The organism is Desulfobotulus alkaliphilus, from assembly GCF_007830435.1.
GTDB classification, from domain to species: Bacteria; Desulfobacterota; Desulfobacteria; order Desulfobacterales; family ASO4-4; genus Desulfobotulus; species Desulfobotulus alkaliphilus.
Window position 1 is genome coordinate 46,437 of record NZ_VLLC01000009.1, and the last position, 25,189, is coordinate 71,625.

Annotated in this window: 26 protein-coding genes; 2 read left to right on the forward strand and 24 right to left on the reverse strand. The window is 50.6% G+C overall.

The genetic code is table 11. The annotated features are described in order from the left end of the window. Positions 1 to 205 precede the first annotated feature (205 nt). The 17 genes from LZ24_RS07010 to LZ24_RS07090 form a co-directional block, all read right to left on the reverse strand. Positions 206 to 613 carry a hypothetical protein gene (locus LZ24_RS07010; RefSeq protein ID WP_144683975.1) on the reverse strand — a complete coding sequence of 136 codons (408 nt, stop codon included), beginning with the start codon at positions 611 to 613 and terminating at the stop codon, positions 206 to 208. Between the two features lie 4 nt (positions 614 to 617). Beyond that, positions 618 to 1,166, reverse strand: coding sequence for a BMC domain-containing protein (locus LZ24_RS07015; protein WP_144683977.1), 549 nt, complete (start codon positions 1,164 to 1,166; stop codon positions 618 to 620). A gap of 9 nt (positions 1,167 to 1,175) precedes the next feature. Further along, complete coding sequence (locus LZ24_RS07020; protein ID WP_144683978.1) at positions 1,176 to 1,442, reverse strand: EutN/CcmL family microcompartment protein; 267 nt, start codon at positions 1,440 to 1,442, stop codon at positions 1,176 to 1,178. 15 nt (positions 1,443 to 1,457) lie between these two features. Continuing rightward, complete coding sequence (locus tag LZ24_RS07025; RefSeq protein ID WP_144683980.1) at positions 1,458 to 2,048, reverse strand: hypothetical protein; 591 nt, start codon at positions 2,046 to 2,048, stop codon at positions 1,458 to 1,460. A gap of 10 nt (positions 2,049 to 2,058) precedes the next feature. Beyond that, positions 2,059 to 2,886: an ethanolamine utilization protein EutJ gene (gene eutJ / locus LZ24_RS07030; RefSeq protein WP_222427567.1), complete on the reverse strand. Its 828-nt coding sequence runs from the start codon at positions 2,884 to 2,886 to the stop codon at positions 2,059 to 2,061. Next, positions 2,883 to 3,578, reverse strand: a complete 696-nt coding sequence (locus tag LZ24_RS07035) for a phosphate propanoyltransferase (RefSeq protein ID WP_144683982.1) — start codon at positions 3,576 to 3,578, stop codon at positions 2,883 to 2,885. Before LZ24_RS07035 ends, eutJ begins: the two co-directional genes overlap by 4 nt. Before the next feature lie 13 nt (positions 3,579 to 3,591). Then, complete coding sequence (locus tag LZ24_RS07040) at positions 3,592 to 4,341, reverse strand: hypothetical protein (protein WP_144683984.1); 750 nt, start codon at positions 4,339 to 4,341, stop codon at positions 3,592 to 3,594. 6 nt (positions 4,342 to 4,347) lie between these two features. After that, positions 4,348 to 4,632 (reverse strand): ethanolamine utilization microcompartment protein EutM, encoded by a 285-nt coding sequence (gene eutM, locus LZ24_RS07045; protein WP_139449226.1) that lies wholly within the window; start codon positions 4,630 to 4,632, stop codon positions 4,348 to 4,350. Between the two features lie 128 nt (positions 4,633 to 4,760). Next, positions 4,761 to 6,209, reverse strand: coding sequence for an acetaldehyde dehydrogenase (acetylating) (locus LZ24_RS07050; RefSeq protein ID WP_144683986.1), 1,449 nt, complete (start codon positions 6,207 to 6,209; stop codon positions 4,761 to 4,763). 4 nt (positions 6,210 to 6,213) lie between these two features. Continuing rightward, entirely contained in the window at positions 6,214 to 6,846 is a 633-nt protein-coding gene (locus LZ24_RS18145; protein ID WP_144683988.1) for a BMC domain-containing protein, read from the reverse strand. 76 nt (positions 6,847 to 6,922) lie between these two features. Next, positions 6,923 to 7,888, reverse strand: a complete 966-nt coding sequence (cutD, locus tag LZ24_RS07060; RefSeq protein ID WP_246118542.1) for a choline TMA-lyase-activating enzyme — start codon at positions 7,886 to 7,888, stop codon at positions 6,923 to 6,925. Between the two features lie 201 nt (positions 7,889 to 8,089). After that, positions 8,090 to 10,630 carry a choline trimethylamine-lyase gene (gene cutC / locus LZ24_RS07065; protein WP_144683992.1) on the reverse strand — a complete coding sequence of 847 codons (2,541 nt, stop codon included), beginning with the start codon at positions 10,628 to 10,630 and terminating at the stop codon, positions 8,090 to 8,092. A gap of 46 nt (positions 10,631 to 10,676) precedes the next feature. Next, entirely contained in the window at positions 10,677 to 12,173 is a 1,497-nt protein-coding gene (locus LZ24_RS07070; protein ID WP_144683994.1) for an aldehyde dehydrogenase family protein, read from the reverse strand. A gap of 63 nt (positions 12,174 to 12,236) precedes the next feature. After that, positions 12,237 to 12,860, reverse strand: a complete 624-nt coding sequence (locus LZ24_RS18150) for a BMC domain-containing protein (RefSeq protein ID WP_144683996.1) — start codon at positions 12,858 to 12,860, stop codon at positions 12,237 to 12,239. 588 nt (positions 12,861 to 13,448) lie between these two features. Next, complete coding sequence (locus tag LZ24_RS07080) at positions 13,449 to 15,917, reverse strand: CehA/McbA family metallohydrolase (protein ID WP_144683998.1); 2,469 nt, start codon at positions 15,915 to 15,917, stop codon at positions 13,449 to 13,451. Between the two features lie 154 nt (positions 15,918 to 16,071). Beyond that, positions 16,072 to 16,338, reverse strand: coding sequence for a hypothetical protein (locus LZ24_RS07085; RefSeq protein WP_144683999.1), 267 nt, complete (start codon positions 16,336 to 16,338; stop codon positions 16,072 to 16,074). A 1-nt stretch (position 16,339) separates the two neighbouring features. Further along, positions 16,340 to 17,422, reverse strand: a complete 1,083-nt coding sequence (locus LZ24_RS07090; protein WP_144684001.1) for a hypothetical protein — start codon at positions 17,420 to 17,422, stop codon at positions 16,340 to 16,342. 301 nt (positions 17,423 to 17,723) lie between these two features. Between LZ24_RS07090 and LZ24_RS07095 the strand changes: the two genes are divergently transcribed. Both LZ24_RS07095 and LZ24_RS07100 read left to right on the forward strand, forming a co-directional pair. Then, on the forward strand, positions 17,724 to 18,575 hold the full coding sequence (locus LZ24_RS07095) for a MerR family transcriptional regulator (protein ID WP_246118543.1): 852 nt from the start codon (positions 17,724 to 17,726) through the stop codon (positions 18,573 to 18,575). Between the two features lie 77 nt (positions 18,576 to 18,652). Further along, positions 18,653 to 19,297 (forward strand): diacylglycerol/polyprenol kinase family protein, encoded by a 645-nt coding sequence (locus LZ24_RS07100; protein ID WP_144684003.1) that lies wholly within the window; start codon positions 18,653 to 18,655, stop codon positions 19,295 to 19,297. Positions 19,298 to 19,315: 18 nt separating this feature from the next. Here the strand turns inward: LZ24_RS07100 and LZ24_RS07105 are convergent, their stop codons facing one another. The 7 genes from LZ24_RS07105 to LZ24_RS07135 form a co-directional block, all read right to left on the reverse strand. Then, a complete protein-coding gene (locus LZ24_RS07105; RefSeq protein ID WP_144684005.1) occupies positions 19,316 to 20,470 on the reverse strand; it encodes an SO_0444 family Cu/Zn efflux transporter in 1,155 nt (384 codons plus the stop codon). Between the two features lie 129 nt (positions 20,471 to 20,599). Beyond that, positions 20,600 to 21,256 (reverse strand): HAD family hydrolase, encoded by a 657-nt coding sequence (locus tag LZ24_RS07110; RefSeq protein WP_144684006.1) that lies wholly within the window; start codon positions 21,254 to 21,256, stop codon positions 20,600 to 20,602. Continuing rightward, complete coding sequence (locus tag LZ24_RS07115; protein WP_144684008.1) at positions 21,243 to 21,476, reverse strand: hypothetical protein; 234 nt, start codon at positions 21,474 to 21,476, stop codon at positions 21,243 to 21,245. The genes LZ24_RS07110 and LZ24_RS07115 overlap by 14 nt, the downstream gene beginning before the upstream one ends. Next, positions 21,466 to 21,903, reverse strand: coding sequence for a hypothetical protein (locus tag LZ24_RS07120; protein ID WP_144684010.1), 438 nt, complete (start codon positions 21,901 to 21,903; stop codon positions 21,466 to 21,468). Before LZ24_RS07120 ends, LZ24_RS07115 begins: the two co-directional genes overlap by 11 nt. Before the next feature lie 89 nt (positions 21,904 to 21,992). Further along, a complete protein-coding gene (locus tag LZ24_RS07125) occupies positions 21,993 to 23,144 on the reverse strand; it encodes a hypothetical protein (protein WP_144684012.1) in 1,152 nt (383 codons plus the stop codon). Positions 23,145 to 23,267: 123 nt separating this feature from the next. Then, positions 23,268 to 23,456, reverse strand: coding sequence for a hypothetical protein (locus tag LZ24_RS07130; RefSeq protein ID WP_144684014.1), 189 nt, complete (start codon positions 23,454 to 23,456; stop codon positions 23,268 to 23,270). Between the two features lie 104 nt (positions 23,457 to 23,560). After that, a complete protein-coding gene (locus tag LZ24_RS07135; protein ID WP_144684016.1) occupies positions 23,561 to 25,117 on the reverse strand; it encodes an ATP-binding protein in 1,557 nt (518 codons plus the stop codon). Positions 25,118 to 25,189 lie beyond the last annotated feature (72 nt).

Here is a 25,189-nt window from a genome sequence, read left to right on the forward strand (position 1 = left end):
ACGCTGCCTTTGTGGCGGCTCAGACAGTTTGCCGCTTCTTTCGCACAGGCCTGCAAAGCTCTGATCCGAAACGATTGCAATGTCACTTGCAAATAGCCACGGAGCCTTGCAACAGTACGAAGTTGCTGCAATGACAGCATTGGCAGTTCGAAATAAATTGTGCTGAATAATTACCTTTGTTTTCACATTCAGGATAAAAAGTTTTTCAGTCCTGAAGATTGTCCCTGATAGTTTTCACAACCTGACTGCTGATGGCCATAAGCTGGGCAGGATCACTGATCCCATACTGGGTTTTCACCATTCCTGCGATACCCAGAATAAGAGTCTCAAGACCCGCAGCACCGGATCTGAGGGCTGCTTCCATGCAGGCCGGGCAGGTGCATCCCGCAGGACATCCCCCTTTAGCCTTTGCACAGCAGGCCTCACAGGTGCACCCCGGAGGGCAGGATGCCGCAGCTTCGGGCTTTGGCCCATAAACGATGGCAATCCCACGGCTTCTCAGTTCATCCTTTGCACCGGGGGTCAGTATGATGCTGCCATCCATATAGATTTTGCAGGAATCCTTACAGATGTGTTCTTCAAGATTTTTTAATCCTACCAGTGTTTTTCCCATTTTTTTACCTCATTACGCTGGTCAGCGCCTTCAGCACCGAGGCGTCCGGATTGGGGATGACAACGGCCTCGACAAGGTTTTTTTCCAGTGCGGACTTTGCAGCCTCTGTGGCTTCCTCCACGGAAGCCAGATCTCCGCTCAGCACAAAATAGGATTTTCCGTTAATCCCCTGCCCTGTGACCAGACGTACCAGCCGGACAGCAGATCGTTTAACGGAGATGTCCGCAGCAGCCACGCCGGAAGACACATTCCGGCACTCAATGACAGCAAGGGCAGAACCTTTTTCTGCCATACCGCTTCTCTTCAGCACAGCAAGAACCTGATCAGATACATTGGAAAGGATAAAACTCCCCACCAGAGCCCGGCCCGAACCTTCGGCCCGTTTTACGGAGGTTGCCACGGCATCGCGCTCGCCCGCCACATAGATGGTGTACCGGCCTGAACAGATGGTGCCTGCACGGATCAGCTCCACATCCGCGGCCTTCATCATGGTGTCTGCCAGCTCAACGCCTGCGGCAATGCTTTTTGCTTCCACGATGCCCAGTGTATCCACCGAAACCTCCTAACGGACTTCCACTTCATCAATAATGCCCACAATGGTGGCATCCACGGGAGACTCCTGATTGTGCAGGGCCTTTCTTGCGGAACTGCCCGTTACCACCAGCACCCGCTCACCAATGCCAGCCCCCACACAGTCCACGGCCACAAAACTCTCCTGAGGCCCCGGAACTCCCGCATCCACCCTCCGGACCACCATCAGTTTCAGACCGTTTAAGGTATCCTCTTTGCGTGTGGCCCACACATTGCCGATCACTTCGCCTATTATCATCCGACCACCGCCTCGTTAGCGTTTCAGAATCTTTATATCCAGATCAATGGCAGACTGCCCGGCAAGGGGTGTTACCTTGGCATCCATGGGAATCCGGATTGTCCCTGCCCCCTGATCCTTTGCCTGAATCACATCCTTTTCCGTAATAAGCCTTTTTTTAAAATTGACGGTATCCGGCTGTTTCCGGACAAATTCCCTGAGTCCGTAGGAGGCCAGTGTCTTTTCATAGGCCTGATAAAGATCATAGAGGGGTGCAGGAGCACTTTGCCCATAGGCCCTGTACTCAAAATCCAGAACCTCAATCTCCTGCCCCTGCAGCAGCAGTCGCAGCACCCCGGCTTCAGTCCCGGAAGAAGCCCGGCCCGCCGCCAGATCCGCCATAGATGCACAGGAAAGAAAGGGCAGGATGCAGCGAACAGGTTCTCTGCCTTGATAATCTTCCCCTGAAAAAACAAGATCCGTATCCCCTTCAAGGATATTCTTCAGATTTTCAGCAAGGGAAGATTCCCTTGGTGCCAGTACCAGAACGCAGGGCTTTTCCGTCTTCTGCTGAAGCTGCCTGAGAACCTCCTTTGCAATGGTCCGTACCAGCTCATTGACATCCATGGAAATCTCCTTAAACGCCGCAGTTCATGGCAATGCCCATGGGCGTGACCAGAAAGGGGTTGGCCGGTTTGTATACGGGTCTGCCCGTTTCCTTTTCCATCACCTTTTCCATATCTTTGAGACAGCAGGTTCCGCCCACAAGGTAGATGGCGGAAATATCCCTTCCTTCGATATGTCTTTTCACAATGGAAGCCATTTTCTGGATCACCGGACGCACCACGGAAAGAATTTCTCCCTGACGCTCCCTGTTTTTTTTCAGCGCCTCGGCCTCTTCAAAGGAAATCCTGTAATTACCCGCCAGCACCAGAGAAAGATGGGTCCCGCCCGTGGCCTCATCGGCCACATACACCACCTGCCCGTCCTCAATGACCGAAAGACCTGTGGTACCACCGCCGATATCCACAATCACCCCATTACGGACACCGAGAACGGCATTGGCCGCCGTGGGTTCATCCAGCACCGTCACCACTTCCAGACCTGCGCCTTCCACAACATAGCCATGGGTTTTGCAGTCCTTTTCTCCGGTTCCCGGAGGTACGGCAATGGCCGCCTTCTCAAGGGAACGGCCCAGCCTTTCTTCCAGCTGTCCCACAAGCCTCCGGACAATCTGAGTGGCTCCGATATAGTCCACCACAAGGCCGTCTTTAATGACCTGAGCAAACTCCATGGCACAGGCAACGGGTTCCATGCTCCCATTGAGCACCACCACAACAATATAGGCCGTACCCAGATCCACCCCCACAAGGAGAGGTTCATCCGCTGTAACGGAAACCGTTGTGGATATGCAGTTCTCAAGGGCGTTGATTTTCTGATCTATGGCCGTAAAGTCCACGATCACTCCCCTTTTCCTCTGACAATTTTTGCGGTGACACCCTTCGTCCAGCCACAGCCATTGCCCTCATCCAGATCAATGTGCATGGCAAGGCTGAAATTCTCATTCACACGGACAAGAACATCCTCAAAAATAACAGGACGCTGGCTGTTCAGCCGCACACATACCCGGTCTTTATCGGAAACACCGAAACGTGCGGCATCCGCCGGAGCCATATGGATATGACGGCCTGCCACAATAAGCCCTTCTTCCAGCCCCACAACCCCGTTCTGGGAAGCCAGAATAATGCCGGGCGTTCCGGCCACATCACCGGACTGACGCACAGGGGTTTCAACCCCAAGGGTGCGGGCATCCGTGATGGAAACTTCCACCTGTGAGCTGTCCCTTGAAGGTCCGAGAACCGCCACATTGTCAATCACGCCCCTGGGACCAATGAGGCGCACCCGCTCCTTGCAGAGAAACTGTCCCGGCTGGGAAAGATCCCTGACCCTCGTAAGGGGAGCACCAAACAGGGTGATGGCATCCTTTTCGCTCAGATGGGCATGGCGGGCCGAAAGCTCCACAGGAATGCCGTCTCCTGTATCCGGGGAGTCAGATGCAGCAGATGCTGCAGGCATCGCCGATGCCTGACCGCCCAGCTCTTCCAGCACTTTTCGGATGATTTCTTCCAGGATTGTGTTCATGGCCTTCTCGTTCATGCCCCACTCCATATTATCTGTATTTTCCGGATTTTTCCTTGAGCATCATAATATACACCGCACTGCTCATTCGATTCAGCGCCTGAATAATCTCCGGTTTTTCAAGCTCATATTCATTTCGGAAGGCCTTTACCGCCAGCACTTCCACTTCACGTATGCTGCTCCTCAGCTCATTGAGGGTCAGCAGTACCCAGCCCATATCAAAACTGACAAGAAGATGTTCCGTGCCAAAATACTTTTCAGGATGATGGGACTGCTCCCGCAGTTCCCCTTCCCTCAGCCCCATAAGGGGCCGTTCGCAAAGCACCTCATCCAGCACTTCCGCCCGCATGATGGCCCTTGCCAGATCCAGCACTTCCCCCAGATCCTGCACCAGCTTTTTTAACCCCTTTTCGTGAATCCGGCTCTGGGCCAGAAGAATCATGGACTGGAGACTGTCCAGCCTTCCCCGGAAAAAAATTCTCGGGTGATCTTTGGGCACCAGACGGTTGCCATAAAGCCGGGTCATATGTTCAGGCTTGGTGTCAAACATGCCGCCACCTCCTGCCAGCACATATTTCGGAACCGGTGCAGATACAGGTGATTCAGGGGGTTCCGGGATTTCTCCCGGCACTTCAGCCCCATCCCTGACGATCTTCACTCCTTTTTCGGAAAGGAGCTGGGCAGCGGAGGGGGTCAGAATCTGACCCGCCTCCACCTTGAAAGTCTCTGGGATCTCTTTTCTGAAACTTTCTCTCAGAAAGGATTCCGTGATGACTTTCATGATTTTTTACCCCTCAATTTTGGGAAGAATCATTTCAACTTCACTGTGGGGACGGGGGATCACGTGTACACTTACCAGCTCACCCACACGATCAGCTGCGGCAGCACCGGCATCCGTTGCAGCCTTTACCGCACCCACATCACCACGAACCATGACCGTTACAAGGCCGCCACCCACCTGGGTGCGTCCGATAAGGGTTACGTTTGCAGCCTTTACCATGGCATCAGCGGCTTCTACTGCACCAACAAGGCCCTTGGTCTCAATCATTCCCAATGCATTCTGTGAGGACATGTCTTTCTCCTTTTTATTTTTTCTTTTTTTAAAATGTCTCTTTAAGTGATTACAAATTGCGTTTTAAACCATCCGGCACCCCCCACAGATTTCTCTGGCGGGAGGGATTTTCCCTTCACGGGAAGTTTTCAGGCCATTTTCTTCAACTGCTCTATAATCAGTGCCGTTACGGCATTGATATCAATGGAGGATGGGGCAGAAACCGCTTGTGCGGATGATGCCGGACAGCAGTTCATATTCCCCAGATCATAGGCCACCCGACGGATATTCATCAGGTTCAGCGGCGTCACATTATCGGAAGTGGCGCTGCCGCCCACGGTGCCGCACCCCAGAGTAAAGGAGGGGAAAAGGCTGGTGGAAATTCCCACGGCACCCTGGGTGGAAGGCGTGTTCACCAGCATACGGGATACGGGTTTTTTTATTCCAAATTCCCGGATCACATCCTCATTGCGGGAGTGAATGGCCAGGGAGTGGCCGATACCACCGTTTTTGAGAAGGGCGTGGCAGACTTCGCAGGCTTCTTTCCAGTCATTCACCACATAGAAACCCAGAAGAGCCGTAAGTTTTTCCTTGGAGAATGGATATTTAGGACCGATACCCTTCTCATCGGAAACCAGAAGCCGTGTGCCGTAAGGTACCTCAATGCCTGCAATACCTGCAATATAGCCAGCATCCCTGCCCACGATATCCGGGTTCATGCTGCCATCGGCCCTCTCCATGACCCTTTTCACCTTTTCCAGTTTTTCTCCTTCAAGGAAATAGGCTCCCTGGGCAATGAGTGCAGCCTTTACCTGATCCGCTATCACAGACTCGGTAACAATGGCCTGTTCCGAAGCACAGACCGTACCGTTATCAAAGGTTTTGCTGGCAAATATTTTTGCCACAGCCTCTTCAACATTGGCGCTTCTTTCGATAAAGGCAGGCACGTTACCGGCACCGACACCAAGGGCGGGGGTTCCGGAACTGTAGGCAGCCTTCACCATACCGGGACCGCCTGTCGCAAGAATCAGATCCACAATCTTCATCAGCTCGGCACTGCCCTCCATGGAAGGAACATTCATGACACTGACAAGATCTTCGGACACATCGCAGCCCTTCAGTACACTGCGGATAATCTCCACGGTTTTGCCGATGCACTTTTTCGCACTGGGATGGGGTGTAAAGACAATGGCATTCCCGGACTTAAGGGCAATTATGGCTTTATAAATGGTGGTGGATGTGGGGTTGGTGGAAGGAACAATCCCCGCAATCACACCCATGGGTGTGGCAATCTCAACAACCTTTCTGACCCTGTCATCATTGAGAACACCAACGGTCTTCATATCTTTGATGGCATCAAAAAGTCTTTCACTGGCAAGAAGGTTCTTGGCTTTCTTGTCCTGAACCCGGCCAAAACCTGTCTCTTCCACAGCCAGTGCTGCCAGAGATTCCGCATGGCCTGCAGCCGCTTCGGCAATGGCTTTTACAATGGCGTCCACCCGCTCCTGCCCCAGCAGCGCATAATGTTCCTGCGCCTTTCTGGCACAGCGCACAAGGGCACGGGCTTCCTGTATGGATAACAAATCTCTATCAACCATGGCGTTACTCCTTTTCCTGGCCGTAAGCATTTACGATTGCTTCTATCAGCTCTTTTTTACGGGCGGACTGAATATCTTCCGGTTTCATGGCAATACCCTTCAAACCTGCGGCAATCTGCCGCAGTCTGCCCACATTCATTTTTTTCATCTGGGAAGGATCATGGCGCACAGTCCTTTGCTTTGCAGGGCTGGCGGTAAAGGAAAGGGTTTCAGCTTCTGGTGCTGCGGAAACAGGCCCTGCTTCCTCCCCCACTTCCCCTGTATCCGCAGCTTCAGTGGACTCACCCCCTTCAACCGAAAGCTCTTCTGGCAGAACATCCGGCCCTTTGTTTTGCTCCGGAGACTCTCCTGAGGAAAGGGCCACCTTTGTAAGGATAATGCGTTCAAGCTCAGCATCCGGACGGGCAATGACATGGTCGGAAACAAGGATGGCACCCTTAATGCGGGCCACCGCTGCCACCGCCGCATCAATGGATGCCTTCACGGCAGCCACCTCACCGGCCACACTGATGGTCACAAGCCCCCCTCCCGCAAGGCTTTTTTCCAGAAGCTCTACATCCGCAGCCTTCAGCATGGCGTCGGCAGCCTCTATGGCTCCTGTCAGTCCCTTTGTTTCAATGAATCCAAGTGCTGTCATATCCTCATCCTTCTTTTTGCCGGGGATCTGCTGCCATGCCCCGCAGGCTGCCCAAAGGCCCCCTTTATTTTCCCCCTCAGTGCCGGATCACTGAAACCGGAAAGTCCTTTTCCTTTATCCATTTTTCAATGCGGTCCAGATCCTCATCCGAAAGATCCGGATTCCCCTGAAGGGGATATTCCCTGCCAAGCTGGCTGTATTTGTGAACCCCCAGCTTATGGTAGGGAAGAAGATCAATGCCCTTGAAATTTTTGTAATCACGAAAGGGTTCAAGAAAGGCCAGCAGCGCATCGATTTCCGCCTCACTGTCGTTGACATTTTTCAGAAGCGGCACCCGGATCATGACATTGTGCCTGTTTTCAAGGAGCATGATCAGATTGCTGAGAATGGTCTCATTGCGCACTCCGGTCAGCTCATAGTGCCTGGCAGAATCCATATGCTTGAGGTCAAAGAGAAAGAGATCCGTAAATTCAGCCACCTTCATCAGATTCTCAGACTTTGCGTATCCGCAGGTTTCAATGGCCGTATGGATTCCCCTCTGCCTGCAGACCATAAGGAGGTTGGCCGCAGCTTCCGGCTGCATCAGCGCCTCGCCTCCACCAAGGGTGACACCTCCGCCGGAAACCTCATAAAAGGGCCTGTCCTCTTCAATGATATCCATGAGCTCCGAGATGGTTTTCTGCTCTCCCACTACAGACAGGGCCGCCACTGTACAGGCTTCCTCACACCGGCCGCAGCCGATGCATGCAATGTCCCGTGACAGCTCATGGCGCTTCAGGGCCGAAATGCTGTGAATACCCACAGGACATACGGGAACACAGGCACCGCAGTGAACACAGACATCCTTTTTATAAAGGAGCTGGTATCCCCGGCTCTGGCTTTCCGGATTGGAACACCATTTACAGCGCAGGGGGCAGCCCTTGAAAAAAATGATCGTTCTCACACCCGGACCATCATACATATTGTATTTCTGTATGTTGAAAATCAGAGCTTTTCTTTCAATCATGGCCCCACCTGTGCTGTTCACGGTTCCTGTCGTCATCAGGAAATCTGCCCCTTAAATCATTTGTAACTTCTTAAGGCCCCTGCTGACTTTGACAGATTTTTAAAATCACTGGAAAAAACCGATTACTGCCTTTGACGGCTTTCTTCCCTCCCCCCCGGCCCTCTGGCTTTGAGAACCTCAGCCACCGCCCAGAGGGAGAGGGTAAAAGCTGCTGAATATTTACAATATTTTATACAATCAGATTTCCTTCAGCATGGTTCTGCTGATGATCTCATCCTGCACGTCCTTGCAAAGCTCCACAAAGAAGGCGCTGTATCCCGCCACCCGGACCACAAGATCCCTGTATTTTTCCGGATGCTTCTGGGCTTCCCGAAGTACGTCATTGTCCAGATAATTGAACTGCATCTCCCCGTTACCCAGCATACATGCCGTGCGCAGCAGGGTAATGATGCCGTTTTCGCCTTCGGGTGTTTCCAGAAGACCGGACATCAGCTTGAAGTTATGTACCATACCGATGTTCATATGATCATTGGCCATCTTGGAAACGGACTTGATGATGGCGGTAGGTCCTTTGAAATCCGCCCCCTGGGAAGGGCTGATGCCATCGGAAAGGGGCTGCCATGCCCTGCGGCCATTGGCAGAGGCTCCGAGAAGCTGGCCAAAGGGTGTATTGTTGGAAATGGACAGGGTGCCGTGGCTCAGAACGGAATACAGGGTCTTGAACTTACGGTGTTCCGTTTCCGTAAAATGCACAAGGTCGGCCACAATGAGGTCGGCATAATCATCGTCATTGCCGAACTTGGGCGCTGCGAGGCAATCCGCCAGAATCTGGTCATAGCCCACAAAATCGGCCTTCAAAGCTTCATTCATCTGTGCCAGCGTGTACTTTTTATCGTCATAAACCAGCTTTTTAATGGCCGCCATGGAATCCCCATAGGTGGCAAGGCCGCTCCAGACCACTCCGGGTCCGAAATTGTACATGGCACCGCCTGCGGCAACATCCTTGCCGGATTCCATGCACCCTTCGTACATAATGGACATGAGGGGCTTGGGCGCATGATCCCGGTGCACTCTCTGGGAAATCACCGTGGCCACGCTGGACCACTTGGTGATGTATTTAATCTGCTCCTTGACCGCCGCCTCAAACTTCTCATAGGTATCAAAGCCTGCAAGATCCCCCATATCCGGGCAGACCTGCCTGCCATAGGAAAGGGGCACACCCCGGTTCAGCACCAGCTCAATGCAGATGGGCCACTGGGTGTAGGCCGTGGAAGTCCACTGATAGAGACGGCCGGCCTTCTGGGGCTCCACACAGCCCATGAGGCAGTAATCCCTTGCATCTTCAAAGGAAACGCCCTTGGACAGCATCATCTTGATGTGGGCATCATCAAAGTGCACGGCGGGGAAGCCCATGCCGGAACGGATGACATCCACAATCTTTTTCAGATACTGCTGGGGAGATTTGTTGTGTACACGGGTGGACAGGGAAGGCTGATAGACCCGTACATGGCGTACCGCATCCATGAGCAGGTAGGTCAGATCATTGGTGGCATCCCGGCCATCACGGGTAACACCGCCCACGCACATATTGACAAAGGGCTGGTAACCCGCAAAAAATTTGGAAGCTGCTTCACTGGTAATCCACATCATCTCAGACATCTTCACCAGCATGCACCCGGCCAGATCAAAGGCCTCGTATTCTGTCATACGGCCGGAATCAATGTCCGCGCGGAAAAAGGGATACATATACTGATCCACACGGCCAATGGACATGCCGGTCTGGTTTTCCTCCACCACAAGAAGGGATTCTATGGTCCAGACAGCCTGAATGGCTTCCCAGAAGGTGCTGGGGGCATGGGCGGGAACACGGGCGTTCACCTCGGAGATTTTAAGAAGCTCTGCTTTGCGTTTCGGATCATTTTCCTTTGCAGCCAGTTCCGCAGCGTAGGCAGATAGCCTTTTTGCATAAATCATAACCCCTTCGGTGGTATCGATGACGGATTTATAAAAATAAATCCTATCAATATCATCGGGGTTTTCGTAATCCAGCTTTTCAAGGTGGGCTCTGGCCTCATTCTGGATATCCAGCATACCCTTTTTCATCAGAATAACGTCATAGCCGGGATTGGAGTCCCCGCCACCGTTCACCGCATGGTAGGAGCAGTCAGAAACATAGGATTCTGCCGAAAGTTCCCAGAGACCCGCTTCCCGGTACTGGCCTTCGCAGTATTCATCCACGGATTTGCCTTTCCAGAAGGGAAAGAGCTCTTCGCGCATGATCTTTTTATCTGCTTCAGAAATATAAAAGGGATCCTGTGCCCGTGTGCCGATGGTGTCAATCTCTTCTTCCACCCAGCGCCATGCAATATCCGGAGAAAAAGATCCCGCACGGGGTGCGCCGTTGGGCGAGCCCACAATCAGCTCATGGTCCTGAATCACAAGGGGGGCCGTTTCACAGCAGTACTTAAAGCACTTGCCCCTCAAAACAATCTTGGGCATTCCGGGATTTTCTTTGGCTATTTTTGTAATGGCCCGGGCGCGGTGAATGGTAATGCTGGGAACCTGCTTTAAAAAATTCTCCTTCAGCTTCACATGACGCTCTGTGGGACCGTTGGGAATACCTGTTGTGAAGGATGCGGCGGGGGCCTCCACGCCGGGCGCTCCCTTGACAATCTCTGCGGAAACGCCCTCAAAAAGCTTTCTCAATGAGGCACGTTCTTCCGGACTCAGGCCTTTTGTCGCTTCTGCGAGTTTATTTGAAAATTCTTGTAAATCCACAGCGGTTACCTCCCTTTTTACGGATAAACTTTCACTCGGATATCTTTTAAGGACGGTCCATCACCCGAATGGCCTCTTTCAAGATACGGTGCAGTGTCTGCAAGCTTTTTGAACTCTCGTCTTCCTTCCGGGGTAGCTCCCCTGTGGAAGGATATTTCACTTTTGATCTGTAGTTTTCCATGGCATCCATCCTTCTCACGCCATACCCCACCTTACGGATATAAATCAGGTTCATGGGGGAAACGTTATCCGAGGTGATCCCCTCTCCGGCAGATCCGCTGCCAAGGGTCATGGAAGGAAAGAGGCTGGTGGTAAACCCCATGCCTCCAAAGCTGCCCGGAGTATTGACAAGAACTCTGCCTACGGGTTTTTTTAAGGCAAACTGACAGATGACATTTTCATCCCTTGAATGGATGACAAGGGTATGGCCGGTACCTTCATCAATAAGCAGTTCAATGCACTTTTCACAGGCATGCATCCAGTCATCTTCCACATAGTAGGCCAGCACAGGACAGAGCAGCTCCCCTGCATAGGGGTCGGTCTCTGAAACATGGCTGCGCCCGGCCACCAGCACCTTCACATGATCGGGCACGGAAAAGCCTGCCCTTAGGGCAAGGGTCTGGGCATCAAGGCCAATCATCCTCTGGTTGGGCTTTCCGTTGGGGCAGAAAAACATGGAAGTAAACTGGCGGGACTGTTCTTCAGTCATGAACCAGGCACCATTGTTTACCAGTGCCTGCCGGACCTCCCTGTCTATGCAGCCGTCCACCACAATGGACTGTTCAGCCGAAGAAACAATGCCGTTGTCAAAGGTTTTGCTGGCAATGATATCTCTGACGGCCTGCTCAATATCCGCCGTACGCTCGATGAATGCCGGTCCGTTGCCCATACCGCCATAAATAACGGGCTTTCTGGCGGCATAGGCTGCGGAAAGAAGGCTGGACACACCGGTATTAAGGATGAGAGATGTGGCCCTGTGTCCCATCAGCTCAAGGGTTCCACTGTGGGTCACCGTATCCAGCCAGGAGAGACATCCTTCCGGAAGCCCTGCGGATGCGGCGGCATCCATCATGATATCAAGAACCCTGCCCATGGACCGGATGGCCCTTGGGTGAGGGGAGAAAACAATGGCATTACCGGATTTAATGGCGATGAGGGTCTTATAAATAGTGGTGGAAACAGGGCTGGTTGCAGGACAGAGGGCAGCAATGACACCTACGGGAACACCAATTTCGGCAAGACCGCTGGCCCTGTCATGGCCGATGATCCCAACACAGCGCATTCCCCGCATACGCATGGGAAGATCTTCACAGACAAAGCTGTTTTTTAGGCATTTGTCCTCCCATCTGCCATATTCCGTTTCTTCGCAGGACATGGCAGCAAGGGTCTGGACATGGGGTACAACGGCCCGGGCCACGGATTCCACAATCTCATCCAGTTGTTCCTGGGGAAAAGTGGCTAACCTTTTCTGCCCCTCAAGGGCATTTTCCGCAAGAATTCTGGCTTTTTGAATGGAGAGCAGATCATTATCAATTATGGTCATTTATGCATCTCCCCTCTTTTTCCTTTGTTCCTCTTCCCTGCCCCATCTGCCATCACGACCTGTTCAGGGAAGCAGTTTTTCAATGGCATAACGGGATATAATCTTGGAAAGGTCCGGGTGGGGGGTGGGAATCACCACCGAACTGTACACCTGTGTTCCCATGTCAGCCACGGCCTTGACTCCGGCTTCCACGGCAGACTTGCATGCTGCCACATCTCCCTGAACCAGAACGGAAATATAGCCGGAAGCTACGTTTTCATAGCCTATCAGCTCCACATCGGCCGCTTTAACCATGGCATCGGCCGCCTCCAGCACAAAAACGATGCCAAAGGTTTCAATGAGGCCCAGTGCCCTGTGTCTGGGTGCAGGAACCTCTTCTTCCCCGCCCGCACCCGCATCGATGTCATGGACAGATACAATGTCCCCCACAGCCCGGATGGGTCGGGGCATGACATTGCTGGCCGTCAGCTTCCCGATTTCCGCTGCTGCTGCGGCTCCTGCATCCACCGACGCCCTCACGGCGGCCACATCCCCCTTCACCATGATGGCCACAAGGGTGGAGCCAATGTTTTCATAGGCTATCAGCTCAACATTGGCAGCCTTCAGCATCCTGTCCGCACCGTTGATAGCCGGAACCATTCCCAATGTTTCAATAAGCCCTAAGGCCTCTTCTCCGTAATACCGCATGAGAATTTTTTCCTTTCCCCACTGCCGCACCCGTTATTTGTTAAAAAACAATCCTTACATGAACCCTAACCCTTTCCCTATAGGGGAAAGTCAAGCCTTTTTTTAAACAAAGTTCAGCAGAAAATTCCATTCCCATGAAACAACAGGCATGAAAAAATAAAAGCCTGTTTTTAAAGATGTAATGACCTTTTTCTTAAGACTGAACAGTTTACCGTCAGATTCCATGACCAGAAGACATAGCTGTCAGGCCTGTTGTCAAAAATGCCATTTGTTCCTGACATATCCGGCAGCTACAAACAGCCTTGCGCTCTCTGAAGCAAAACCACCTGCAAAAAAACAGGCACCTGAATAAAAGCATGAAAACAAATTTCTGAAATGAAAGAGTAAAATCTGATACGGGCTTGCGTTTTTTGAAGAATATCTGAATGGAGAAAAAACTGGAAAAATACCCCCGGGGGAATCTTTGGGGGGTTGGGGTGGCAGGTTCCGCCCCTTTGATTCGGGGCGGAACCGATGAACAGGGATTACCCTGAAAAATGCTTTATATCATTTTGAAAAATATACATAAAAATCTGATTTGACAAGAGCCTAGGGAGTAACATCCACCCACACAGGGTTGGAAACAGCAATTCTTCCCTTCATATCCCTTGCAATGAAGTTATACCAGGTAGCTGCTGCGGGCTTTACCGTAAAGGTAAGGGATTCCCGCTTCACACTGCCATTGAAGGTTTTTGTTTCCACAGGACTGCCGATTTCACTGCCTGCCGTATAGATCTCAATACTCTGAAGACCATTGACAGCAAAGGCATCGAGAGTCAGTTTCAGAGAATTTCCGGCTTTAACGGAAAGCTTTCCACCGAAGTCCATGTTTGAGGGGAAAAAGAGCGGCCCCATGGAGGCATAGGAGTTGCCCTTTGCAACGGCTTCAATAAAGCTTGCCGGTGTCAGATCCCCATCCACCTTCGCATAGGTCCGGATCATACCCGAATAAAGGGTGGGAGAAGCCACATCATGGGTGTCGGAACCACCCGTCAGATAATAGGCCTTGTTTTTCCCTGCCAGATGATCCGTCCACAGTTCCATGGTTTTTGCCAGTGTCCGGGTATCGGGATTGTTGGCCCGGGAAAGATCAATGGTGGGCTGCAGCTCGATGAGATCAAAATTGGGATCATATCCGCCGGGGGCAATTTCACGATTATTGAAATAGCCATAATCTGTATAAGGGTGAGCTACGATTACAAGGGCATTTTTTGCGTGGGCCTGTGCAATGATTTCCCCCACATTCAGGGAGGGCTCTATGATCTTGCCATTAAGGGGCATGGGAAGAATATTGAGGTGCCCCCAGCCGGGAGATACTTCAAGGCTTGGAATCATCCCCACCATTCTGGCATCGGAAAACTTTTTGACAGGAAGGTGGTTGTCCACGGAATCATGGTCACTGACAAAGGTAAGATCCAGACGGGCAGCCAGCTGGGATTTTACCAGATCTTCGGGGGAAGTGTTACCGTCTCCGATATCGGTGTGGTGATGGAGGTCCACACTGTACCAGTTTTCAAGATTCGGATATATATGGGTTTCAATGGCTGCGGAGCGCTGGAGGGTTTCACCTGAGCCTACACTTGCCTTCACCTCTTCGGGCAGACTGATAAAGTCTGCGCCGGACATCACCTTAAAGGTAAAATCACCCACGGCAAGGGGCATGGTAACCCGGCCAATGCTTTCAAGATCCGTAAAATAGGTGCGGGCACCAAGATATTTTACCGCAGGTACAGGACCGTCCACGGCTATTCTTGCATCCACGGGATTGCCTGTGGCCCTGTCCGTCACGTGCATGATCACTTCGCCACCCTGCACGATGGTATAGTCATCCACAAAGTGCAAAGAAAGATTCCTGCCCGCCTTCACGGTGACGGCCATGGGCTTTGATGCCGTGTAACCTGCTGCAATGGCGTAAATGTTATAATTGCCCTCAGGCAGGGTAAAGGCGAAGGAGCCATCCGCCTCTCCTACATGCCATATAAATGTCTGCATTTCTTCGTGCAGCTCATCCGTGGGCAGATTCTGGGAGCCGTCAAAGCTTCCCTTAAAACGGCCTGTCCTTTCCACCACCAGAACGGGATTGGGGTACAGTCTGCCGTCATCGGATCTGACAGTACCGGAAACCTCTGCCGATGGCAGCCCCTTCTTTTCAATCATACGAACCATGAAAGGCGTGGTGTGACCCTGTGGGATGACCTGCAGCTCTCCCGTAAACTCCCTGAACTGACCGGGAGCCAGATCATAATTATGGTGCAGGTCTTTATATCCCGTGGTGCCACGGTAAATTTCCGTATCATCCATCTGCAGGGTGATGGCGTAATCCTTTGTATAGCTCACCACAAAATCACCGAAAGGCTCATCCACATTTTTACCCACATGGATGTTCCGGGCACGGACATCCGGCGTATGGTAACCAAAGGGTCCGAACATATAGGCCGCCAGACCACTCATGGAATACCCGCTTTTCATATCCGTATAGGTATCCGGACCGGGGTTGGATACGCGGGTGTGCATTTTCACAACAGGACTGTTTTTCTCAAGGGTATAGGTGGTAACCACATCCAGGGCATTGGCCTTGCCATCCCCCAGCCAGGTGCTGGTGGTCTGCACCACGGCCCTTTCCGGTGTATTCTGAAGAATTTTTGCATCCGCCTTCAGGGAACCGCCACTGGCTGTCCATGAATTCACAAGAAACTCAACATCATTGACAATGTTCACACCAAACTGACCGGGACCTTCCATGACGGCAAGGTTGGAGATACTGCCATTGGTCATCCCCCAGAAGTTTGGGCTGCCCACGGCAATGGTCAGAGCCAGATGCTCATTATAAATGGTAATATCATCGGGATGATTCAAAACATCACCTTCTATGGGCGAAGGCCCCTTGACAATGCGGACCCCTTCTCCCGGCGCATAGGCCGGAGAAGAATACATTTTACCACAGGCGGCCATGAGAAAAAGGGCAGCAAAGGTAAAAGAGAGCATGGACAAGAGCATGCCTGATCTTTTTTTCTGCATTTTCAAATCTCCTTATCATAATTCAACAGGCTTCTGACTTTCTTCACCCGGCCGATACCTTCACGGGCTGGCATGAAAATGACCGGTGCGGGTGAAAAAAGTCTTTTATACTTAAGGAATCAGATCAAATGAACAAACGCCTTCAGAGGAGCCATCAATCCTTAATATATTTATTGATGGTTGAGGCACCTTCTGCATGGGCACGGTAGTAAACCCGCAGTTCATTGTTTCCGTCCATGTCAAAGCGGGTTTCTTCCAGAAGGGCGTTGGCTTCCGCAGTCATGATGGCAGAGACCACGGCTTTTTTATTAAACGCCTTGAAGTCGCCATACTGACCTTTCAGAGCATCCATGACATCATTGGCACAGGCTTCCTTGACGGTGGTAAAATATTTCAAAATGGCATAATTCAATGGCTTCATATTATACATGCTCCTTTTTTTTGAACAGATCCAGCGGGTTCATTGAAATGGTAAAGATACCGACAACCATGATGATGGCGGCAAGCCAGGCGATGGGCGGCATACCCCAGCCTTCAAAGCCCATGATCACTCCCAGAAGAATCCAGACACAGAAAGGACCCCAGAAGGAGAAGGTACCGTTGCAGGACATACCCAGAGCGGCACCACACATGGCATTGCCCTTGTACCAGAACATGAAGGTGAGGTAGGCGCTGAGACCGGCAAGGGCAAACCAGATCATGGCGTAACCGTCGGTGAAGGACTGGCCGAGCATGCCGAAGGTATCGGCACCGGAGATCATACCAAAAAGGGGTACAAGGATAATCAGGTTGGACATTCCTGCGGTTACCTGACGGATGGTGATACCCACCTCAGGATCAATGAGGGAGGTTCCGTAACCACATACACAGCCTTCAATACCCCAGCACACCGCTGCAATGAAACCAAAGAAGATCCCGATCATGAGGCCGGGAGGGGCTTCTTCCTCAAGGCCTGTCAGACCGATCATAAAGCTTGCGGTTATACAGATGGCTATACCCAGCATCATGCGGGCATTTAGCTGCTGTTTAAAAAGAAATCTTGCCAGAATGGCACCCACTGCGGGGCAGAGTGCACTGATGGGAACGACTATCCCCCCGGCCTGCTGAAGACCGACAACAAAAGCTGTACTTGCAAGGGGTCCACCAATCAGCGCACCGCATACCATGACAAGGCCGGGCTTGGTTTTAATGGTTCTGACAAAATCTCCGATACGGCCACGGATGGCTGCAATGCTCAAGGCCCATGCAGCACTGCAGGTATCCGTGGTGGCCGCTCCAATGGCTGCCAGCAGATAGAACACAGCAAAAACGGAGAGTCCTGAGTCCTCTCCGTACCAGTGTTCCCATATTCCCACAGACATGCCAAGGGTCATGAATGCCGCATAAAGGCCGTAAAGAAAGCCCGACAGGAGGGCAATGACTATGCCTTTTTTAAAAAAGTCCGATGATAGTTTTCTTTTGGCTGCCACAGCAGCCGGGTTTCCTGAAACTGACGCCTGCATCATAGGTAGTCTCCCTCCATTTTTAAACTGCAATTATTTAAAAAATCATTATGTTGCATTGTGGCCACCAGATGGCCCAATTTATATATGATTCATGACAGACCATAACCTTGCCCCCAAGGGGAAGGTCAACACTTTTTTAACACTGTTTTTTTTCACAATATCAGAAACCTAAGTATGCATGCGTTCTGGCATTTCAAAGGACTTTCATGCCCTGCCATGCAGGGCCCGTACGGTATTTTATCTACCCATATGCCCCTCTGTCTGCTAAATATGAAAAGACATAAAAAAAACAGGATGCTGAATGAAAGGTCATTCCATGAGCTACAAGAGCAGGTATTCCATAGGAGAAGTCAGCACCATCTGTAACGTTTCCAAAAAAACGCTCCGTTATTATGACAAAATCGGTCTGATCAACTCGGAAAGGGACGACACCAACAATTACCGGTATTACACCAAAGAATCCTTACTGGCTGTGCCTGTCATCAAATACTACAAACAGATGGGTTTCAAGCTGGATGAGATGCGGGAATTCATTGAAGGCAATCACTACAACGTATATAAGGCCATACAGACATCATTCAGGTCAAAAATTGATGAACTGCAGAGGGAACAGGAAGAGATCCGGAGAAAATTTGCTTCTGTTAAAGACTGGTACGATCTGATTATAGAAGCAGAAATGGTTCTTGACAACAACATTCACGAGGTATCCATAAAATATGTGGAAGCCACAGACTGTCTCTATCAGGAGCAGTTCTTTGACAATGACATAGAGGCATCCATTATCAATATCGAGTTTACAAACTATGTGGAAGCGGTAAACAATGAAATAACAGGCCCGGTGATGCTGAATTTTTCATCCTTCAGAGACCGGATGGAGGATAAGGGCCAGCAGATAAGAATTCTGCAAAGAACCCTGATGGAGTGCAAAAAAGATGAAAAAATGACCTTCGGCGGGTATATGATGGTTGCATGCTATCACATCGGTCCCCATGAAAGCATCTGCGGAACCTATGAAAAAATGTGTCACTGGGCACGAAGACACGGTTATCTGCTGGGGGATGAATCCTACGAAAGGTATGTGGCGGATTACTGGACCACCCGGAACAGTGCACAGTTTGTCACGGAAATCATGATCAGAGCCACCCGTATCTGATCCTCAAGGAAGCCTTAAGGGAGCCGTCTTTCTTTTATACCTTACCCTAAGGGAACCGTTTACCAGGAAAAATCCCCATGCCCCTCACACGTGAAGAAATCAACCGCAAGCTTCTCCACCTCATGGCCCTGCTCATGCCCCTTGGCATCTTTTATCTTCCCCGTTTTTTTCCCCTCACGGCCCTGCATGTGAGCCTTGTGCTGGGGAGCCTTTTCGGGGGCAGCCTCCTTGTGGAAACCCTTCGTTTCAGACACCGGAAGCTCAACAGGCTTTTTTCCTTATGTTTCGGTCCCCTTATGCGGGCCGGAGAATCCAGAAGTATTACAGGCTCCACCTACATCATTGGCGGCGCCTTTTTCTGTTCTCTTTTTTTTGCGGAAAGACCGGACATTTCCTTTGTTGTCCTCTTTGTTTTTATCCTGAGCGATGCCGCCGCTGCACTGGTGGGGATTTCCATGGGAAAAACCCGTATCCTCGGTAAATCCCTGGAAGGCACCATGGCCTGTTTTGCAACAGCCATGGTCCTCATGCTTCTTATTTTTCCCTTTTTTCCCCATGTTCTGGACTTCTGGGGAGGCAGGCTGCCTTTAGGAGCCGCTCTCATGACAGCCCTTGCCATCACCCTGCTGGAACTCATTCCCATCCCCCTGCCCGGAGGCAGTAAAACCAATGACAACCTTGTCGCCCCTGTACTTTCCGGTTTCATTCTGTATCTTTTCTAAAAGGTTCGTAAGGCCTGCTCAATGGCAGTGACCGCAGGCACATTCTCCACTCCCGTGCCAGCGGTGCCAGAGGCTCTCAATCCCCTTCCATGCAAAAAGCCCCAGAAGAATAAGGGCAGAAACGATGGAAATGAGAGAACTTTCCTCACCGGCAGTACCGGTCTGCCACCTTTCCAGTCCGCCCATGAGGGCATAAAACCCGTCTGCGGCAAAGCCCATGGCAAGGGCGCATACAATAATGCCTGACACATAGACCGCCGTCATACCCTTTCCCAGAATCCGGCTAATTACCGTAAGGGAAGCCGCATTCACCGCAGGTCCTGCCAGAAGAAAAACCAGAGCAGCCCCCGGATTCAGCCCCTTCAGTACCAGAGCCGCGGCAATGGGTGTCGATGCCGTGGCACAGACGTAAAGGGGAACGGCGATGGCCACCATGACCAGCATGGCAACAAGCGGATTTCCAAGCCAGAAGGTGATCATCTCCGGTGTGATGAAAACGGCAATAGCACCTGCAATGAGCACCCCCACCATGAACCACAGGGCAATGTCCTTGAAAAGATCCCCAAAGGCAAAGGCCATCCCTGTCTGAAAACGCTGAAAAAAGGAGGGACCCCCTGGGGCTGGACAGCAGCAGCTTTCGTGGCAGGATACCTCAGAAGCTGCCATCTGTCCTGCCATGGGCAGTGTCTGAAGGCGGGTTGCAGGAAGGGCATCTGTGGGAACCGGCCCGGCCTGCACGGCCTTTTCTGACAAGATCTGCCTCCGGTCCAGAGCCTGCACAATACCGCCCGTGACCATGGCCGTAAAGAAGGCGGATACTGGCCGGATCACTGCCATAAAAGGATCAAGCAGTGCCCATGTCACGGCGATGGAGTCCACCCCGGTCTCCGGTGTTGAGATGAGAAAGGCTGCCGTAGGCCCCTTACCCGCCCCCTGCTGACGGAGCCCTGCGGCTGTGGGCAGTACACCGCAACTGCAAAGCGGCATGGGCACACCCAGTGCCGAAGCTTTAAAAACACTGCCAAAGGAACGGCCTCCGAGGTGACGGGACACGAGACTGTCCGGCAAAAAGGCCTTGAGCAGACCTGCCACAAAAAAACCCAGAAGCATATACGGAGCCGATGCCACAAGAACACCCCAGCTCGCCATGATGACTTCTCCCATCCAGTGCATTACTTCCTCCACATAAAAATTCTGAAATTCAGGACTAACTGACAAAGTGAACATATGTCAAACTGTTCACATGTTCAAGTTAAAAGTTCCCCCCAGCCCAGAATTTTTAGCTGTAATCATACAAACAATTTAAAAAAACATCTTTTCCAGATCCGGCAGGCTGGCTGCAAAAAAATCAGCACCGGCCTTTTCCAGCTCTTCCCGGCTGCCGTATCCAAAACCCACACCCAGAGAAGCAATACCGTTTTCACGGGCCCCGATCACATCGTGCTCCCTGTCACCAATCATAAGGGTTTTGGCCTTTTCTATACCATGGTGATCAAAAATATACCGGATCACCGAGGCTTTTTCACATCGGCTGCCATCCAGCTCGCTGCCCACAACTTCTTCAAAATAGGAAGAAAGCCCAAAGGTATCCGTAATGGTCTTTGCAAAAACCGTGGGCTTGGATGTGGCCACAAAGAGCTTTTTTTTCTCCTGAACCAGACCATTCAAAATGCGGTCTATACCCTTAAAACAGAAATTTTCAAACATTCCCCTGTCCGTAAAATACTCCCTGTAGCAGGCAATGGCTTCCATGGCCTGGCCTTCACTGAAACCATAGTGTGTCATAAAGGAATGCTTCAGGGGAGGACCTATAAAATGGATCAGGTTTTCCAGATTCTCTTCGATGATGCCCATTTTATTCAGGGCATACTGCACGGACTTGGTAATTCCCTCTTTGGGATCGGTGAGGGTGCCATCCAGATCAAAAAGAAAGACATCAAACTTTTCACACAAGCGCATAATCATTCCATAAAAAATAGAGCTGCAGAACAGGCCTTGCGCCTGCCCGTATGAAAGCTCTCACCATGGGTTTGACAACAATCTGACCAGCAGGCTCTGGCTGAGTCAGGGTAGTAATCAGATTTTTGTTTGTGGACAGCAAGGCACGGAAAATAGCAGACTTCTGAGTGACGACAAGCGACTCCGGGACAAGACGCCGCTGTGCGCTGCTATCTGACATAAGCAATGCTCTGGATCTCTTCCGCTTCGGAACTGTCATCATAAACAGCCCTGCGGATTATTTTATCGGCAGTTTCATTGAGGTGGGCCGTCAGCTCCTTATCCAGAGCCAGAAACTGGGGCCAGAGGGTTTCATTGACAAAGGTTTTTGAAACCTTCACCATAACCGTTGTATATCTCTGCCTGAAATACCTGTAGGGTTTCAGGTCATAACGCCTCAGCAGGGCCAGAAATATTCTTCTGGACCATATATTCTGCATGGAAAATTTATATTCAACGGGCGGGTCCACCTTTTTGATCTGATCAAGTCTGTCTTTAATTTTCTGCAGGGCATTTTCTGCCGCCTGCTTTTCTCCGGGGGTTGTGGCCCCTGAATACAGGGCTTCAATCAGTTTCAGTTTTTCGATAAGCTTTTCAGAATCATCCATTGGAATAGAAAACCTTTATAATTTAAGATCCGTTTGGGTAAAAAAATCCTCTTCCTGCTGGCCTGAAAATTATCATGGAAACGGCTCTTTCAGGAAGAGATGATTCTTTCCCGTATCAGTCTTTCCATAAGGGCCCTTCGTCTGCCATGCTCTTTGCGGAAGAAGGCCAGCTTTTTTTCAAATTCTCCGGATTTGTTCTGTCGGGCATAGGCATCCTTCAGATTACAGAGGTGCTGACAGGCCTGATCATAGGCGCTGGCGTATCCTTTCTTCGCTTCTTTATGGGCAGAATCCCAGACCTTGGAAAAATCTCCGGCAACTTTTTCAAGGAAGGTATCCCTTTTTCTCTTCTCTTCATCAGCTTTTTTCTTTTTAATTTGTGCTTCTTTTTTCAAGCGGGCCTGTTTTGCCTCTTCAAGCTGTTTTAAGATTGCCGTAAGGGGACGAGGACGCAAGGCTTTTTCTTTGGGTTGGGATTGTACCAGCCAGCTTCTGTAGGCCTGTTTCAACATCCTTTCCGCCTTTGCACCCTCTCCACCAGCCATAAGAAGGATATGTTGCCGCATTTGCTTTTCAGACAAGGTTTCTACCCAGTTTTGAAGAGAAGCTTCATCTTCGTCCTCCCTTTCCAGGGTCGGGAGACCCATGCCTGCTGCCGTAACAAGATCATCGTCCAGCCCCAGAAAATCACCAAGGGCCTGCTGTGCCGAAGTCAGTTGCCCCAGACCCCGCAAAGCCATGGGTTCCGCTTGCCCATCCTCTGCATCCTCCAGATATATGCCCCGCAGCCAGCCAAGATAAAGGGAGCGCAGATCGCCGCGTAATAGTTCCTCACGAATGGGAGCCAGCAGTGCCATCCAGTTTTCTTCGAAAATATGATCTGAATATTCAAAATTTTCATCGTCAGAAAAAGACCATGTAATCAGCCAGTGTTTTTGAAATTTTTCCACCTCAAGACAGTCGTGGACGGCAAAGGCCTCAAGGTCTTCAGCTTTGAGGCTTTCGACGGGGAGTTTAAGCATAAAAAACACCGTTCCCCAGTTGGCAAAATACACATGGGCATCAAAGTAGTTTTTCATCAGCTTTTTTGGATCGGCTTTCAGATCACTCCAGTTGTATTCATTGACAAAGCTCACGGAGGTAATTTGGGCACGGGTAGAAATTTGCCGCAGTTCTTCCATTTGACGGGAAGTGAGGGGCTGATCCATGGAAAGAAATTCATAATACTGATATTCACTCAAAAATCTTCCTCCTTCTACCCTTATACCCAGAGAGAACCTAATATATTTTCTGTCATTCCTCCCCCCATTCCGAAAACTGCAATGCGTTAAAACACAGGGGTTCGATTTCCAAAATTTCCGGCTTTAAAGGACCATTTCAAATTGTGGCCATGTACCAATTTCTTCCTTGACATATCTGGCCAAACCGTCAAGGGATTTAAAGGATCGGACAATATCAACGTCAGACTTGTCATCTCCGAATTGTGTGTAAAGATACCACTCTCCCTGAAATTCCATCACATAAAGCCTGTCTGCGTCTTCCAGCTTTTTCATTACCCCATCCCTTTTTTACCGAATGTCGCCGTAAAGCCCCTGACTTCAGCCGTGGGCAGGCGAATTCCTAAGACAGTCCGTTCTCTGACCAATGAAGGAAGGTGTCAATCCGTATTCTTTTCCTGCAGTTCCCAGAGAAAGCTTTTTATATTTCGATCTTTTCTGCAAAAATCCACCCCCACAAAACAAAGCATTTCAGCTTCTTCCATATACTTTTCCCCATAGCCCTTTGCTTTTATCTGGGCAAGGGCATTTCCGGAAGAAAGCTTTTTATCCAGCATCTTGAATTCAAAGATATACACCCATCCTTCAAAAAACAGGCTCATATCCATATTACCGTGGTTGCTCACATCTTCTGCCCTTACATCCAGCCCAAGGGCCACAAAGCAGCAGTAAAACACAGAAGCATAATAGCCCTCATAGTCAGCCATCCTGTTTTTCCGGTACCAGTCATGGGGTATGCCTGCAAAAAGGCTGTGCAGCACCCCTTTCAAGGCATCCGGGTTTCTGTCCTTAAGTGCCCGGAAAATACCCTGCTGCCCCCGCTCCCTTGACGGGGAATCGGGCAGATAATGCTTAAGAATATAATCCGACAGACTGGCTTTCACTTCCATGTTCGGATAACTCAGCCTGTAAAAAACCTTGGCACCCATCATCTCAGAACTTAAGATGGTCAGATATCCCGTTTGAAACAGGAGGGTTTCCGGTTCTATGTAATCCACATCAAAGGCCCCGATCAAAGCTTCGGAAGCCTCAATTCGTTCCATCTCCGGTATGGCATAGTTCTTTTTTCTCAAAAGTTCGATGAGAAAGGTCGGCGTGCCGCTTTCAAACCAGTAATTTCTGAAAAGCCCTTCCCGGAAATAATTCAGGATGCTGAAGGGGTTATAAACCTTCTCACCCAGCCAGGCATAACCATTGTACCAGTGCCGGATCAGGTCAGGATTTCTGCCCTTCAAATGTTCTTCAAAAACCTGAACAAGCTCCCTTTCCGTAATTCCGCAGATGCTTCCGAACATGGGGGACAGGGTGATATCCACAAGGTTGTTCAGCCCGGAAAAAAGGCTGACCTTGGAAAATTTTGATACACCGGTAATAAAGACAAACTGCAGATGGGCATCACTGTCTTTTATCACGGAATAAAAATTTTTCAGCCCGTCACGGATTTCCCCGGCCCGTTCCGGATGCTGAATATTGTCGAGGATGGGCTTGTCGTATTCATCCACAAGCAGCACAACCCGTTTTTTATATTTTTGAACTGCACAATCAAGCAGCTGGGCAAAACGTCCTGAAATACTTTCATAATCAGAAACAACACCAAATTTCTGCTCATAATAATGCAGTATTTCCCGGATTTTTTCATCCAGATCTACCCGATTTTCAAGTACACCCTGTCCAAAGGAAAAACGGATGACAGGACAGGCATTGTCCCAGTCCCAATGATTTTCCAGCCATAAACCCTTAAAAAGCTTTCTATTTCCCTCAAAGGCTTCTTTAAGGGTATCCACCATCAAGGACTTGCCAAAACGCCTGGGCCGAGAGAGAAAATAATACTTGCCCGTATCCGCAAGGCTGTGGACGAACATGGTCTTATCCGCATAGGCATGCCCGTCCTCAATAATCTCCCTGAAGGTACTGATACCTATGGGCAGCTTTTTCATGGCAGTCCTTCTCCTTTTCTTTCTCTAACCCCCCGCATGGATGTCATAACACACAAGGGAAAAATAGCCAGC

Coding starts and splice junctions, on each gene's coding strand:
- LZ24_RS07010 (WP_144683975.1), bottom strand. CDS start 613: ATGGGAAAAACACTGGTAGGATTAAAAAATCTTGAAGAACACATCTGT.
- LZ24_RS07020 (WP_144683978.1), bottom strand. CDS start 1,442: ATGATAATAGGCGAAGTGATCGGCAATGTGTGGGCCACACGCAAAGAG.
- LZ24_RS07025 (WP_144683980.1), bottom strand. CDS start 2,048: ATGGATGTCAATGAGCTGGTACGGACCATTGCAAAGGAGGTTCTCAGG.
- LZ24_RS07035 (WP_144683982.1), bottom strand. CDS start 3,578: ATGAACGAGAAGGCCATGAACACAATCCTGGAAGAAATCATCCGAAAA.
- LZ24_RS07040 (WP_144683984.1), bottom strand. CDS start 4,341: ATGAAAGTCATCACGGAATCCTTTCTGAGAGAAAGTTTCAGAAAAGAG.
- eutM (WP_139449226.1), bottom strand. CDS start 4,632: ATGTCCTCACAGAATGCATTGGGAATGATTGAGACCAAGGGCCTTGTT.
- LZ24_RS07050 (WP_144683986.1), bottom strand. CDS start 6,209: ATGGTTGATAGAGATTTGTTATCCATACAGGAAGCCCGTGCCCTTGTG.
- LZ24_RS18145 (WP_144683988.1), bottom strand. CDS start 6,846: ATGACAGCACTTGGATTCATTGAAACAAAGGGACTGACAGGAGCCATA.
- cutD (WP_246118542.1), bottom strand. CDS start 7,888: ATGACGACAGGAACCGTGAACAGCACAGGTGGGGCCATGATTGAAAGA.
- LZ24_RS07070 (WP_144683994.1), bottom strand. CDS start 12,173: ATGACCATAATTGATAATGATCTGCTCTCCATTCAAAAAGCCAGAATT.
- LZ24_RS18150 (WP_144683996.1), bottom strand. CDS start 12,860: ATGCGGTATTACGGAGAAGAGGCCTTAGGGCTTATTGAAACATTGGGA.
- LZ24_RS07080 (WP_144683998.1), bottom strand. CDS start 15,917: ATGCAGAAAAAAAGATCAGGCATGCTCTTGTCCATGCTCTCTTTTACC.
- LZ24_RS07085 (WP_144683999.1), bottom strand. CDS start 16,338: ATGAAGCCATTGAATTATGCCATTTTGAAATATTTTACCACCGTCAAG.
- LZ24_RS07090 (WP_144684001.1), bottom strand. CDS start 17,422: ATGATGCAGGCGTCAGTTTCAGGAAACCCGGCTGCTGTGGCAGCCAAA.
- LZ24_RS07095 (WP_246118543.1), top strand. CDS start 17,724: ATGAAAGGTCATTCCATGAGCTACAAGAGCAGGTATTCCATAGGAGAA.
- LZ24_RS07100 (WP_144684003.1), top strand. CDS start 18,653: ATGCCCCTCACACGTGAAGAAATCAACCGCAAGCTTCTCCACCTCATG.
- LZ24_RS07105 (WP_144684005.1), bottom strand. CDS start 20,470: ATGCACTGGATGGGAGAAGTCATCATGGCGAGCTGGGGTGTTCTTGTG.
- LZ24_RS07110 (WP_144684006.1), bottom strand. CDS start 21,256: ATGCGCTTGTGTGAAAAGTTTGATGTCTTTCTTTTTGATCTGGATGGC.
- LZ24_RS07115 (WP_144684008.1), bottom strand. CDS start 21,476: ATGTCAGATAGCAGCGCACAGCGGCGTCTTGTCCCGGAGTCGCTTGTC.
- LZ24_RS07120 (WP_144684010.1), bottom strand. CDS start 21,903: ATGGATGATTCTGAAAAGCTTATCGAAAAACTGAAACTGATTGAAGCC.
- LZ24_RS07130 (WP_144684014.1), bottom strand. CDS start 23,456: ATGAAAAAGCTGGAAGACGCAGACAGGCTTTATGTGATGGAATTTCAG.
- LZ24_RS07135 (WP_144684016.1), bottom strand. CDS start 25,117: ATGAAAAAGCTGCCCATAGGTATCAGTACCTTCAGGGAGATTATTGAG.